This is a genomic window from Streptomyces sp. SudanB25_2051, assembly GCF_964272635.1.
GTDB lineage: Bacteria > Actinomycetota > Actinomycetes > Streptomycetales > Streptomycetaceae > Streptomyces.
Window position 1 is genome coordinate 4,509,685 of record NZ_OZ186787.1, and the last position, 12,995, is coordinate 4,522,679.

10 protein-coding genes are annotated in these 12,995 nt (G+C 75.1%); 3 read left to right on the forward strand and 7 right to left on the reverse strand.

Annotated elements, in window-relative coordinates:
- Window positions 1–95 precede the first annotated feature (95 nt).
- The 6 genes from ACSUPT_RS20445 to ACSUPT_RS20470 form a co-directional block, all read right to left on the reverse strand.
- A complete protein-coding gene (locus ACSUPT_RS20445) occupies window positions 96–1,169 on the reverse strand; it encodes a HAMP domain-containing sensor histidine kinase (protein WP_351965868.1) in 1,074 nt (357 codons plus the stop codon).
- A gap of 308 nt (window positions 1,170–1,477) precedes the next feature.
- A complete protein-coding gene (locus tag ACSUPT_RS20450) occupies window positions 1,478–2,215 on the reverse strand; it encodes a response regulator transcription factor (RefSeq protein WP_351965843.1) in 738 nt (245 codons plus the stop codon).
- An 83-nt stretch (window positions 2,216–2,298) separates the two neighbouring features.
- A complete protein-coding gene (locus ACSUPT_RS20455) occupies window positions 2,299–3,111 on the reverse strand; it encodes a spermidine synthase (protein ID WP_436945196.1) in 813 nt (270 codons plus the stop codon).
- 56 nt (window positions 3,112–3,167) lie between these two features.
- Window positions 3,168–3,827 (reverse strand): GNAT family N-acetyltransferase, encoded by a 660-nt coding sequence (locus ACSUPT_RS20460; RefSeq protein WP_361658701.1) that lies wholly within the window; start codon window positions 3,825–3,827, stop codon window positions 3,168–3,170.
- A gap of 134 nt (window positions 3,828–3,961) precedes the next feature.
- On the reverse strand, window positions 3,962–4,459 hold the full coding sequence (locus ACSUPT_RS20465) for a YfbM family protein (protein WP_351965840.1): 498 nt from the start codon (window positions 4,457–4,459) through the stop codon (window positions 3,962–3,964).
- A 51-nt stretch (window positions 4,460–4,510) separates the two neighbouring features.
- Entirely contained in the window at window positions 4,511–4,936 is a 426-nt protein-coding gene (locus ACSUPT_RS20470) for a DUF4259 domain-containing protein (protein WP_436945198.1), read from the reverse strand.
- A gap of 229 nt (window positions 4,937–5,165) precedes the next feature.
- Between ACSUPT_RS20470 and lon the strand changes: the two genes are divergently transcribed.
- Window positions 5,166–7,595: an endopeptidase La gene (gene lon, locus ACSUPT_RS20475; protein WP_436945200.1), complete on the forward strand. Its 2,430-nt coding sequence runs from the start codon at window positions 5,166–5,168 to the stop codon at window positions 7,593–7,595.
- A gap of 109 nt (window positions 7,596–7,704) precedes the next feature.
- Here the strand turns inward: lon and ACSUPT_RS20480 are convergent, their stop codons facing one another.
- Window positions 7,705–8,991, reverse strand: a complete 1,287-nt coding sequence (locus ACSUPT_RS20480) for a helix-turn-helix domain-containing protein (RefSeq protein WP_436945202.1) — start codon at window positions 8,989–8,991, stop codon at window positions 7,705–7,707.
- Between the two features lie 84 nt (window positions 8,992–9,075).
- Between ACSUPT_RS20480 and ACSUPT_RS20485 the strand changes: the two genes are divergently transcribed.
- Together ACSUPT_RS20485 and ACSUPT_RS20490 are read left to right on the forward strand one after the other, a co-directional pair.
- Window positions 9,076–12,144 (forward strand): M4 family metallopeptidase, encoded by a 3,069-nt coding sequence (locus ACSUPT_RS20485; protein ID WP_436945203.1) that lies wholly within the window; start codon window positions 9,076–9,078, stop codon window positions 12,142–12,144.
- A 153-nt stretch (window positions 12,145–12,297) separates the two neighbouring features.
- Window positions 12,298–12,975, forward strand: a complete 678-nt coding sequence (locus ACSUPT_RS20490) for a response regulator (protein WP_403503452.1) — start codon at window positions 12,298–12,300, stop codon at window positions 12,973–12,975.
- Window positions 12,976–12,995: the final 20 nt, after the last annotated feature.

Consider the following 12,995-nt stretch of genomic DNA (forward strand, 5'->3'; position numbering starts at 1 on the left):
GCCTGGTCCGCACCCCTGAGCGGTTCCGCCCCCGCGCCGGACGCGTACCCCGTACACGTACACGGACACCTCGCGGCCCCGGTTCGAACCCTATGTCAACCGCGCTGCTGCGGAATCCCCGGAAGGGTGACGAGAATGCGGCAGCCCCGTGCCGATTCGGCCACACCGATACGGCCACCGTGCAGATCGACGCACCAGCGGGCGATGGCCAGGCCGAGCCCCGTGCCGCCGTCGCTGCCCGGACCGTGCGGCGAGGGGACGCTGCCCCGGTTGAACCGCTCGAAGACCTTGTGCCGCTCCGACTCGGGGATGCCCGGGCCCTCGTCCTCCACCTCCAGGCGCAGCGACTCCGGGAACGGCCCCCGCCGGGCCCGTACGGTGACGCGCCCGTGCGGCGGCGAGTGCTTCACCGCGTTGTCGACGAGGTTCGCCACGACCTGGTGGAGCCGCTCCACGTCGGCGTGCGCCGTCAGGTCGGGCGGCGACACGTCCAGGTGCAGGTGCACGTCCGTGCGCGCGTGGGGGCGCGCCCCGGAGCCGACGGACCGGTGCGAGGCGGCGAGGCTGGCCTCCTTCAGCACCCCCGACAGGTAGGGCCACACCTCGAAGCGCCGGGAGCGCAGCGGTACGACACCGTTGTCGAGGCGCGAGAGGTCGAGCAGCGTCTCGACCAGCCGGCCCAGGCGCTCGGTCTGCGCGAGCGCGGTGCGCATCGTCTCCGGGTCGGCGGCGGACACGCCGTCCACGACGTTCTCCAGGACGGCCCGCAGCGCGGCGATGGGGGTGCGCAGCTCGTGGGAGACGTTGGCGACCAGCTCCTTGCGGTGCCGGTCGACGGCCTCCAGGTCGTCCGCCATGCGGTTGATGGTGGAGGCGAGGTCGCCCAGCTCGTCGCGGCGGTCGGCGCCCCGGACGCGGCGGGTGTAGTCGCCGTGCGAGATGCCCTTGGCGACCTTGTTCATCTCGTCCAGCGGCGCGGTCAGGCCGTGCGCCACGAACTGGGTGAGGAGCAGGGTCGCGATCACCGAGAAGACGGTGATGAACCGCAGCTCGGTCTCGGTGCGCAGCGCCACCAGCAGCAGTCCGGTGGTGATGAAGACGGAGACGACGACGAGGCTGCCCAGCTTCGTCTTGATCGAGATGGTGACGGAGCGCAGCCGGCCGCGCAGTCCGCGGCCCCGGCGGGCGCGGCACCGCCCCTCGCCCTCGCCCTCGGCAGGCAGAGGGCCGTTCAGGGCGCGGCCCGGGAGCAGACGCTCCTCTTCCGCGGCGCCGGCCCGGGGGCCTTCGGCGAGGCCGGCCCGGGGGCTCTGCGGCGTACCGGCCGCGGGGCTCCCGGCCGGCCGGTCCGCGCCCGCGGCGGCCTCGGCGCCACGGCCCCCGGTCGGGCCGTGCTCGGCCGCGCGGCCCCCGCGGTCCCTGTCCGGCGGACCGCCCTGACCGGGGTCGCGGTCCCGGGTTCCGGGGCGCCCGGGGTTCACGGCGCCGGGGTCTCCAGGGCGTACCCCACACCGTGCACGGTACGGATCCGCTCGGCGCCGATCTTCCGGCGCAGCGCCTTGATGTGGCTGTCCACGGTCCGCGTGCCCGACGCGTCGGCCCAGTCCCACACCTCGGCGAGCAGCTGCTCGCGGGAGAGGACCGCGCGCGGCGTGTTGGCGAGGCAGACCAGCAGGTCGAACTCGGTCGGCGTCAGGTGCACGTCGTCGCTCTTGACGCGGACGCGGCGCTGCGCGTGGTCGATCTCCAGTTCGCCCAGGCGCAGGATGCCGCTGCGGGGGGTGACGGCCGCCAGCGCGGCCCGCTCGACACGGCGCAGCAGCACGTGGACGCGGGCGACGAGCTCGCGCATCGAGAACGGCTTCGTCATGTAGTCGTCCGCGCCGACGCCGAGCCCGACGAGCATGTCCGTCTCGTCGTCCCGCGCGGTGAGCATCAGGACCGGCACCGGCCGCTGCGCCTGGACGCGGCGGCAGACCTCCAGTCCGTCGAAGCCCGGCAGCATGACGTCCAGGACCATCAGGTCCGGCTGCCACGCCTCCGCCGCGTCGACCGCGGCCGGCCCGTCCGACGCGGTCTGCACGAGGAACCCCTCGGCCCGCAGACGCGCGGAGATGGCCTCCACGATGGTCGTGTCGTCCTCGACGACCAGGACCCGGCGCTGGGTACCCGGCGTGACCGCGTTGCCGGTGTGGCTGGTGTGTGCGTGCTCCATGCCCCGCCCCTGTCGCGTCCTGCGCGAGCTGTAGATCCGTGCGCTGTACGCCCAACAACATAAAGGCAGCGGCCGTGCCGAGGCTACGCGGGTCGAACCCCGAGGTGGACCACGTCCGGTACGCCCCGGGCAACCGGGATCTCTTCCGTCCGTACCCCGGTGAAACCGGCATTCTGCAAGGACTCTTCGAAATCGGCGGACGGCCGGGCGGACCAAACCGCCAGTACGCCGCCGGAGTTGAGGCGCCGCGCGCACGCGGCCAGTCCGGCGGGCGAGTACAGGCTGTCGTTGCCCTCGGTGACGGTCCAGTCGGGGCCGTTGTCGATGTCGAGGCAGAGCGCGTCGTAGGTGTCGGCCACGTCCGGGTCGTGGACGTACGCGACGAGGTCGGCGTGGATCAGGGTGGTGCGGGGGTCGGCGAGCGCGCTGCCGGAGAGCGCGGCGAGGGGGCCCGCGCGGTGCCAGTCGATGATGGCCTGCTCCCGCTCCACGACGGCGATGCGGCCCCAGGAGGGGTCGGCGGCGGCGTGGGCCAGGGAGAAGCCGACGCCGAGTCCGCCGATGAGGACGGAGGGACGGCGGCCGTCCCCGGCGTCGGTGGGCGCGTCTGCGTCTGCGTTTGCGTCTGCGTCTGCGGCGTGGCCGGTCCCGGGTCCGTCGGCGCGGGCGGTGCGCGAGTCGTCGGCGTCGGCGGTGCGGGCGCGGGTGCCGCCGGCGCTGCGGTCCCCCCGGCCTTTCAGCGCCTGGAGGGCGGCGTCGACGAGCAGCCGCTCGGAGCGGCCGTCGGAGGTGTCCATCAGGAAGGTGCCGTTGGCGATGATCTCGAAGTGGTCGTCGCGCTGCCGCAGCACGACTTCACCGTACGGGCCTTCACGTCGGTCGAGCGTCACGGGCATGCGCCCCACTTTAGGCAACCCCCGTGTCGCGTTCCGTGGTTCGGGCGGGCGTCCGCCTACGCGGGGCCGTCCGGGACCGCGCTGCCGTCGCGGACGACTCCGGTGAGCGGGCCCTGGTACCGCCAGCCCAGCGCCGTGTAGAGCGCCCGCCCCTGGACGGTGGCGCTCAGCACGCCGGTGGCGGCCCCGGCTCCGGCCGCGGCGTTGTGGAGGAGGCGCATGACGGCGCTGCCGAGGCCCCGGCGCTGGTGGCCCTCGTACGTCTCGATCTGGTCGAACACCGCCGTGCGGCCCGTGGGGGCGACCTGGCCGCGCGCGGCGAGCGAGCCGTCCGCCGCGAGGACCCGCACGAGGTGGACGCCCTCGTGGGTCTCGACGTGCAGCCCGTACCCGGCGGGCAGGTCAGGGGCGGGGCCGGGGCGCAGAGCGGTGTACATCATGAAGCCGGGGTCGTCCGGGACGGTCCACTCGGGGGTGATCCAGCCGGCGACCTCCTCCGGCTCGGCGAGGACCTTCAGCCAGGCGTACGGCTGGTGCACCGTCTCGCAGAGCTTGCGCACCGAGGCCTCGTCCGGCTCGGGCAGGACGTGCCGGAAGACGTGGCGGCCCAGGCCCACGTCGATCCGGTAGCCCCACGGCTGGTCCACGGGCGGTGGCGTGCCGCGGGAGACGGCCCAGCCCCGCACCCAGGCCGCCGTAATATCTGCATTGTCCATCCGGTCATTACATGCCAGGGGGTCCGCGTGCGCAAGGAGATATCGGCCGGGGCGGGCGGGGCGCCACGGACACCGGGCCCGACGGGGCGGTCCGGCCGCGGGGCGCCCCGGCGGCCGGAGCCGGGCGGCGCCGCTCAGTCCAGCCACATGAGCATGCCGTCCCCGTCGCGGGCGGCGGCGCCGAAGAACGGCACCAGCGCCTCGTAGTAGGCCGTCGCGTACTCCAGCGACTCGCCGCGCTCCCAGACGACCACCGGATACACGTCGGCCCTCGCCAGGTCCTCGGGCCCGACCCCCTCGACCAGCCGCTCGACGGGCGTGGCCCGCAGCGCGTCGGCGGCGGCCCGCACCCGCTCCGGCGTCAGGCAGCGCGGCGGCGTGTACCCCCAGTCCTCCGCGCCCGGTATGGACTCCTCGCCGAAGACGACGTCGACGGGGAAGCCGATCCGGGTCAGCAGGAAGTCCAGGGCGTGCCACGCCTTGTCGGTGTCGAGGCACCGCGCCTCACCGCCGCCGCCCTCCAGCTCCGCCTCGACCAGTTCCCGCACCCGCTCCCCGGCCCACTCCGGGTCGCGCAGCGCCCGCGCGAACTCGTCGGCCGTCAGCCTCGCGTACTCTCCGATCATGCTCATGAGCGGATCGTAGGCGCCGCCACTGACAACGGATCCCGGCCGGGCGGGCCGTCATGCCAGGCGCGGCCGCTCACCCGGCGGTTCGGGCAGGAGCGCGTCGCGCAGCCGGCCGACGCCCGCGCGCCAGCGGGCGCCGCCGGCGCCCGCCCACAGCTCCAGCAGCTCGGACGGCTCGGAGAGGACCCGGTCCAGGGCCTCCACGGCGAGCGGGCGCAGGCCGGTCAGGTCCGGCAGCGGCTCACCGGGCCCGTAGACGGGATCGGCGCCCTCGCCCCCGGGGCACTGCGCGGCGACGAGGGCCGCGGCGGCGACGGCCTCGTCGGCGAAGCCCGCGTCGAGACACCCCGGCGTGTCCGCCGCGCGGACGAGCGCGTCCCGGACGAGGGCGGCCCGCCCCTCCGGAGCGGTCTCGTCCAGGGTGTCGGCGAAGTCGGCCGCGGTGTCGTTGTCGAAGGGACCGGGTCCCCAGGTGCCCATCCGTGTGCTCCTCGAACGGCGCCGGCCCCGTGGGGCGCGGCGCGTGGCCGGTGGTGCGTCCGGGCATCGTGGCAGGCGGCACTGACACGGGCGCGGGCGGCTCTTCGCCCCGCAGCGGCGGCCCGCCCCGTCATCGGCCGATCGCTCACAGCGAACAAGAGCCGGGAACGTCCAGGGGCTCAGAAGCATTGAGTCGATAAAGCTCAACTTGACTGCCGAAGGGGAGATCATGGCTTCGACGTCCTCACCGCTCACCCTGCCCGTGCTGCCGCTCGACGACGAGGTCGTGCTGCCGGGGATGGTGGTGCCGCTGGATCTGTCCGACAACGAGGTGCGCGCCGCCGTCGAGGCCGCCCAGGCCGCCGTGCGGGAGGGCAGCGGCAAGCCGCGGGTGCTGCTGGTGCCGCGCGTGGACGGGACGTACGCGGGGATCGGCGTCCTCGGGACGGTCGAGCAGGTCGGGCGGCTGTCCGACGGCGACCCCGGCGCGCTCATCCGGGGCCGGGCCCGCGTGCGGATCGGGGCCGGCACGACCGGGCCCGGCGCCGCCCTGTGGGTGGAGGGCACCCAGGTCGAGGAGACCGTGCCCGACCCGCTGCCCGGCGCCGTCACGGAGCTGGTCAAGGAGTACAAGGCGCTCGCCACCAGCTGGCTGCGCAAGCGCGGCGCCTGGCAGGTCGTGGACCGGGTCCAGCAGATCGAGGACGTCTCCGCCCTCGCGGACAACTCCGGGTACTCCCCGTTCCTCACCACCGCCCAGAAGGTCGCCCTGCTGGAGACCGTCGAGCCCGTCGCCCGGCTGAAGCTCGCCACCGAGCAACTCCGCGACCACCTCGCCGAGCAGGACGTCGCGGAGTCCATCGCCAAGGACGTCCAGGAGGGCGTCGACAAGCAGCAGCGCGAGTTCCTGCTGCGCCGCCAGCTCGAAGCCGTGCGCAAGGAGCTGCGCGAGCTGAACGGCGAGGCCCCCGACGGCGGCACCGACGACTACCGGGCCCGCGTGGAGGCCGCCGACCTGCCGGAGAAGGTCCGCGAGGCCGCCCTCAAGGAGGTCGACAAGCTGGAGCGGGCCAGCGACCAGTCGCCCGAGGGCTCGTGGATCCGCACCTGGCTGGACACGGTCCTGGAGATGCCGTGGAACGAGCGGACCGAGGACCAGTACGACATCCGCGGCGCCCGCGAGATCCTCGACGCCGAGCACGCCGGCCTGGACGACGTGAAGGAGCGCATCACCGAATATCTGGCGGTCCGCAAGCGCCGCGCCGACCGGGGCCTCGGCGTCGTCGGAGGGCGCCGCGGCGGCGCCGTCCTCGCGCTGGTCGGCCCGCCGGGCGTCGGCAAGACCAGCCTCGGCGAATCGGTCGCGCACGCCATGGGCCGCAAGTTCGTGCGGGTCGCGCTCGGCGGCGTGCGGGACGAGGCGGAGATCCGCGGCCACCGGCGCACGTACGTCGGTGCCCTGCCCGGCCGGATCGTCCGCGCCATCAAGGAGGCCGGGTCCATGAACCCCGTCGTCCTCCTCGACGAGATCGACAAGGTCGGCTCCGACTTCCGGGGCGACCCGGCCGCCGCGCTGCTGGAGGTCCTCGACCCGGCGCAGAACCACACGTTCCGCGACCACTACCTCGAAGTGGAACTGGACCTCAGCGACGTGGTGTTCCTCGCCACCGCCAATGTGCTGGAGGCCATCCCCGGGCCGCTGCTCGACCGCATGGAGCTCGTCCGGCTCGACGGCTACACCGAGGACGAGAAGATCGTCATCGCCCGCGACCACCTGCTGCCGCGCCAGCTGGAGCGGGCCGGGCTCGACCGGGACGAGGTGGCGATCGAGGAGGCCGCGCTGCGCAAGCTCGCCGGCGAGTACACCCGCGAGGCCGGCGTGCGGAACCTGGAGCGCTCCATCGCCCGCCTCCTGCGCAAGGTCGCCGCGCAGGCGGAACTGGGCGACCGCGAGCTGCCCTTCACCGTCGGCGTGGACGATCTGCGGGACCTCGTCGGGCGTCCGCACCACGTGCCCGAGTCCGCCCAGGACCCGGCCGAGCGCCGGACGTCCGTGCCCGGTGTGGCGACCGGTCTCGCCGTCACCGGCGCGGGCGGCGACGTGATGTTCGTGGAGGCGTCGCTGGCGGACGCGGAGACGGGCGCGACGGGCCTGACCCTCACCGGTCAGCTCGGCGACGTGATGAAGGAGTCCGCGCGGATCGCCCTGTCGTACCTGCGCTCGCACGGCGCCGAGCTCGAACTGCCCGTGACGGGCCTGAAGGACCGGGGCGTCCACATCCACTTCCCGGCCGGGGCGGTGCCCAAGGACGGGCCGAGCGCCGGCGTCACCATGACCACCGCGCTCGCCTCCCTGCTCAGCGGACGACTGGTGCGGACGGATGTGGCGATGACCGGCGAGGTGTCGCTGACCGGTCGCGTCCTGCCGATCGGCGGCGTCAAGCAGAAGCTGCTCGCCGCGCACCGGGCGGGGATCACCACGGTCGTCATCCCCAAGCGGAACGAGGCGGACCTGGACGACGTGCCCGCCGAGGTCCTCGACAAGCTGGAGGTCCACACGGTGACGGACGTCCGCCAGGTCCTGGACATCGCCCTGACGCCCGCCGAGTCGGCGGAGGCGGCGGAGGACCTGACCGCGGCGGCGACCGTCGCCGCCTGACCGGGGGCGTGGCCGGGCCGGCCGGGTGCGGTGGGGGCGCGTGCGGGCCGCCGGGCGGGTGCGGTGGGGTCGTGTGCGGGCCGCCGCCCCGACGACCGGGGCCTCGGCTCTACGGGTCGAGCCAGCCCCTGGCGGTGGCCCGGGCGCCGGCCTGGAAGCGGGTACGGGCCTCCAAGGCCTCCAGGAGGCGGCTGATGCGGCGGCGCGCGGTGTGGACGTGGACGCCCAGGCGGCGGGCGATGGCCTCGTCCTTGAGGCCCGCCGCGAGGAGCCGCAGCAACTCCCGCTGCTCGGGCCCGCCGCACCCGTGCCCGGCACCGCCCCGGTCCCCGGCCGCGAGCCGGTCGCCGTCCCGGTCCCCGGCACCGCCCCGGTGGTCGTCGCGCGCGGCACCGTCCTGGTCCCCGGCACCGCCCCGGTGGTTGTCGCGCGCGGCACCGCCCCGGTGGTCGTCGCGCGCGGCACCGTCCTGGTCTCCGGCACCGTCCTGGTCTCCGGCACCGTCCCGGCCGTAGGCACCGCCCCCGTGGTCCCCGCTCGGCGTGCCGTTCCAGGGCGTGGCGCGGTCCCACACCGCGTCGAACAGCGGCACCAGCGCCTCCCGGAGCCGGGCGTCGGCCACCACCAGGCCGTACGCCCCCGGGTCCGCCGCGTCCGACGGCGGCAGCAGCGTCACCCGCCGGTCCACCGTCACCAGCCGCGTCGGCACCCCCGCCGCGATCCGCACCCGCAGCCCCCGCCGGGCCAGGGCGGCCACCGCCCGCGCCCGCGCAGGTGAGGAGAGGCCGGCCCGGTCCAGTACCGCCCGCACCTCGACGCCCCGCGCGAGCAGCCCGCCCACGTCCAGTCCCGTGCCCAGCGCCCCGTACGGGGCCCGGTCCATCAGCAGCACCTCGCGTTCCGCACCGGCCAGCAGCCGGCCGGCCCGCTCGCCCGCCGCGTCCCGGCCCGTGACGACCTCCACGGCGCACCCGCCCCCGGCCGGCCCGGCCGTCCGCCGCGCCGCCAGCCGTTCCGCCGTGAGCCGCAGCCGCTCCAACTCCACGACGCGGCGGTGCAGTTCGGCCTGGCGGCGGTCGATGAGAGTGCGGATCGCGGCCGCCGGGGCCGCCGGGTGCGGCAGCCCGCCGCCCCCCGCGGGGTCCGCGGGATGGGCGAAGCCGTGCTCCACCAGCCGGTCGAGCGCGGTGTCCACCCGTTCCCTCGGAAGCCCCAGGAGCCTCGCCAACCCCTCGACGCGATCGGCCCGTTCCAGCAGCAAAGCCTCATATGCCCGCTCCTCGGCCTCCCCCAGGCCAAGTGGGGGCAATCCCCCCTTGATCATGCGTGGGATTCTCACCGCGCCGCCGGCGGACACACAAGTGTGCGTGCCCACTTCTCGGCGGGGTTGGCTCATTGCCCACCCGCCGCACCCGAGGCTTGCATGGCCCCGAACACCCGAAAACGGCTCTGACCAAGCACGTAGGAGGGGTACACGACCGTGCGCGAACCCAGGACGACTTCGGCGCGAACCGGCAGGCGGAAGGGGGCGGCCGCCACCGGGGGAGCGGCGCTCCTCGCCGCCGGGCTGCTGATCACCGCCATCCCCGCGGCCCACGCCACCGACGCCACCCGGACCGGGCACCCGCGGCCCGCCGGCGCCCACACCGGCGGGCCCGCCGCCCACACCACCGGCACCACCCCGCCCGCCACCGGGACCGACATCATCCCGCTCCCCGGGACGGACACCCCGGCGCTCGTGGACGGCCTCCACGAACCGGCCGACGCCAAGGCGGCGCCCGCCGACGCGGCCCGCGCCCACCTCGCCGCGCAGCGGGGCCGGTACCGGATACCCGACCCGCGCCGCGACCTCGCCCCGGTGGGGACGCTGCGGCACGGCGCCGACGAGACGGTACGGCTCCAGCAGAGACACCGCGGCGTCCCCGTGCTCGGCGGGCAGTACGTCGTCCGGATGGAGACCGGCGAGGGCCGGCGCACCGTCACGGGCACCTCGGGCAAGTACTTCACCGGCCTGACGGTCGGCACCCGGCCGGCGGTCGACGAGGACACCGCCGTACGCCGCGCGGTCTCCGCGACGCTCTCCCGCCTCTCCGGCGACCGCCTCACCCGCCCCGGGACGGACGGCGCCGAGGCCCGGCGGGGCACCCGCGCCGAGCGGCAGGCGTTACGCGGCGCCTCCGCCGGCCTCGTGGTCGTCCCGCGCGGCGAGGGCGTGCTCACCTACCACGTGACCGTGCGCGGCACCCACCCCGTCACCGGCGAACCGGTCCTCCAGCACGTGTACGTCGACGCCCGCGCGGGCTACCCGGTCCTCCAGTACACCGGCATCAAGACCCTCGCCCCGGCCACCGGCACCGCCCCCGCGCCCCGTCCCGGCACGCAGGCCCGTCCCGGCACGCAGGCCCGTCCCGGCACGCAGGCCCGTCCCGGCACGCAGGCCCGTCCCGGCACGAAGGCCAGCCCCGGTACGAAGGCAGGCCCCGCCCAGGACGCACGGCCCGCCCAGGACGCGCGGGTCCGTGAGAGCGCCCCGGCGGCGCCCGGGACGCCCGTCACCGGCAGCGGCACCCGCCTCGACGGGACCAAGGTCCCGCTGGCCGTCCACCGCCCGGCGCCGGACGGCCCGTACGTCATGGCCGACCACACCCGCATGGCCGGCACCACCGGCAACACGCTCACCACCTGGGACGCCCGCGACAAGGACGTCTTCGACGTGCTCGGCACCTGGCCCGACGACCTGAAGCCGGTCAGCTCCGCCACCCCCGCCTTCGGGCCGGACGCCACCGAGTCCGGCGCCGTCGACGCGCACTGGGCCGCCGGCCAGGTCTTCGACTACTACAAGGAGCGCCACGGCCGCACCGGCCTCGACGGACGCGGCTCGGCCGTCAACTCGCTGGTGGGCGTCACCGCCTTCGGGGCGCCGTACGTCAACGCGTTCTGGGACGGCACCAAGATGGTGTACGGCTCCGGTGACGAGGAGTTCCGGCCGCTCTCCGCCGACCTGGACGTCGTCGGCCACGAGATGACCCACGGCGTCGTCGAGAACACCGCCGACCTCGTCTACGCCGGCCAGTCCGGCGCCCTCAACGAGGCCGTCGCCGACTACTTCGGCAACGCCATCGACGTCGACCGCTCGGGCCGCTCCATGGACGACCCCGACGCCGGGCTCATCGGCGAGGACCTGTGCCGCACTACCGCGCCCCGCGCGTGCGCGCTGCGGGACCTGGACGACGGCGCCACCACCGCGAAGGACTTCATCGGCGTCACCTTCGGCGTCGACAACGGCGGCGTCCACCTCAACTCCACGATCTTCTCCGGAGCCCTGTGGGACCTGCGCCAGGACCTCGGTCCGGTGCTCGCCGACCGGATCGTGTACAAGGCGCTGACCGAGTACCTCACCCCGCTCGACGGGTTCACCGAGGGCCGCGAGGCCGTCGTCGCCGCGGCCCGCGCGCTCGGGGCGACCGCCCGCCAGACCGACACCGTGAAGCGTTCCTTCAACGCGCACGGCATCGTCCGCGGCTGGGAGAACGCCCTGGGGGCCGACTCCGACACGCTGCTGCGCAAGGTCAACACCGACGGCACGCAGGTGCACGCCGGCGGCGGCTGGTGGACCGCGGCGACCTCCAACGACGACGGCTCGGAGCCGTACTCGGTGTACGCGGGCCGGATCGACGGCAAGGGCGCGCCCAGGCTGATGAGCCCCAACGACGGCCGCTTCCACGTGAACCCGGCGACCGACGGCCGCACCGTCGTGTGGGTCGCGTACGGCGCGGAGAACGTCGAGATCCTGTCCCGGCCGCTCGCCGGCGGGCCCGTCAAGCGGCTGCTGACCACCCAGGCCGACGTGCTCAGCGTGCGCGTCGACCGGGGCGTGACCGTCTTCGACCTGTACGACCTGTTCGGCGACGGCCGCCACGTGGGGCTGCTGCGGCCCGGCGACCCCCGGCCCGCGTACGTCGACGGCGCCCGCACCGACACGCTCACCGGGCTGCCGTCGATCGGCCACGGCCGCGTCGCCTACGCCAAGCTGTACCCGGCCGGCGACGGCGACCGGCTCGGCGTGGAGATCCTCGACCTGGCCACCGGCAAGGCGGTGCTCGCCGAGCAGCACGGCGAACCCCAGTCGCTGGGCGGCACCGGTATCAACGCCACGCATGTCTTCTGGCTCAACGACGAGAACCTGGACGACGAGGGCCAGACGACCATCCGCAGGACGGGGCACGACGGCACCGGCACCTACGACATCAGCAGCGAGTACAAGCCGGGCGCGCTGATCGCCGGCGACCTGACCGTCTCCGACACGGCGGTCACCGTCAGCGCCGCACCGGCCCCCGCCGGCGACGGCTCCGGCGCCCTCGCCAACGCGGACCTGCCGAAGATCTGGCAGCTCGCCGCGGACGGCTCGCGCGTCCAGCGGATGTCCTGCGACCGGGGCATGCAGCTCTCCCCGGCCGCCGACTCCGGCACCCGCGTCGTCTGGCTGGACGGCACCAGCGGCTGGACGAACCTCGTCACCCGCGCCCGCCCGGCGGGCAAGTGCGGCTGAGCCGAGGCGAGTCGGCGGACGCGCTCCGCTGACCGGAGGCCCCCGGCGCCAAGGGCGCCGGGGGCCTCCGCCCGGCCCGCGCACGGGTCCTCGCCCGGCCGTGCAGCGCCTATGCTGAGGGCGCTCCAGAACGCCTGAGTGGGGTCCGGCCGTATGAACCGTTCAGCAGTGCACGTGATGATCGTCGACGACGAGGTCCTGATCAGAGAGGGCCTCAGGCGGATCGTCGACGGTTTCGACGGCACACGCGTCGTCGCGGTGTGTACGGGCTCGGAGGCGCTCGGTGAGGCGCGCGCCCACCGGCCCGACGTGGTCCTCCTCGACGTCCGCATGCCCGACCGGCACGGCCTGGACGTCCTCGCGGACCTGCGGGCCCTGCCCGAGCCGCCCGTGGTGGCGATGCTCACCACGTTCGACGCGGACGAGCACCTGTCGGCGGCGCTGCGCGGCGGGGCCGCCGGATTCCTGCTGAAGGACACCGCCCCCGAGCAACTGGAGTACCTGATCAAGGAGTTGGCGGCCGGCGGCAGGGTCATCGCGCCCAAGGTCGCCCGTACGGTCGTCGACGGCTATCTACGCGCGCAGAGCGGGGAGTCCGCTGACCCGGACGACCCCCGGCGGGACCGGGCGGACGCGGACGACCTCACTCCGCGCGAACGGGAGGTCCTCGTGCTGCTCGCGGAGGGCCTGTCCAACGCCGAGATCGCCCGGCGGCTGCTCATCGGGACGACCACCGTGAAGGACCACGTCAGTACGGTGCTGGGCAAACTGGGCGTGACCAACAGGGTGCAGGCGGCGGTCCGGGCGCACCAGCTCCGGCTCGTACGGTGAGGTGGCGCCGCGCGGCAGCC